The organism is Psychroserpens damuponensis, from assembly GCF_000826655.1.
Classification (GTDB): Bacteria; Bacteroidota; Bacteroidia; order Flavobacteriales; family Flavobacteriaceae; genus Psychroserpens; species Psychroserpens damuponensis.
Genome location: NZ_JXJO01000071.1, coordinates 1 through 772 on the forward strand (window position 1 = coordinate 1; position 772 = coordinate 772).

Annotated in this window: 1 protein-coding gene; it reads left to right on the forward strand. The window is 25.5% G+C overall.

What is annotated here, in order from left to right; translation table 11 throughout:
• A partial coding sequence (locus TD29_RS17425; RefSeq protein ID WP_040282811.1) for a hypothetical protein occupies positions 1-623 on the forward strand: 623 nt, incomplete at its 5' end.
• Between the last annotated feature and the right edge of the window lie 149 nt (positions 624-772).

A 772-nucleotide genomic window follows, 5' to 3' on the forward strand; every position in this document is an offset into this window, starting at 1 on the left:
TATTTCAGTATAATACAAACGAATCCAAAATGAAGAAAAAAAAATCAAAAAAAAAGAAAAAAGGAAAATCGTTGAATTACAAACTGTTTTCAGTAATTGGTGGAATTTTTCATTTAATTATGTATTTACTTTATGACTTAACATTTTATAATGACACTTTACTTTGGTTGAGTATTTTATTTTGTGGTTTAATTTTTGGATTCTACTTTATAAAAAAAATGGAATTACTAAATCCTAAAAGCTATAAAAAAATTGAGGGATTAAAACTGAAATTATATATGTTCTTTATATGTTTTGTAATGATTATTGGAGGTGCAATAATATTTGGAAACGTAATAAACGGAACAATAATAGGTCTGAATTATATTGGAAAAAATAATGAAACTATCAAACAAGAATACGGAATTCAAAAAATTGAACAGAATAGTTCTGGAGGACGAAAAAGATTTAGGAGATATAATCCTAAAGTTTTTATAGAAAAAGAGGGAGAAATAGTTACTGTAAACCTATCTGAAAGATATAGTAAAAATAAAAATTACTCTGAATATAGAACAATAGAAATGAACTTGAATAAAGGGTTATTTGGCTTTGAAATAATAGAAAATTATGAATTGAAAAAATAAACTACACACAACACCGTGTATATTTAATTGCTTGCTTTTAGCCAATTTACGAATGTCCTTGCGGACATTCTATCTGTGTTTTATTTAGTAACTTTACTGCTTAAACTACGCAACTAAACATACACAAAACCGTTGTGTACAATACCGAA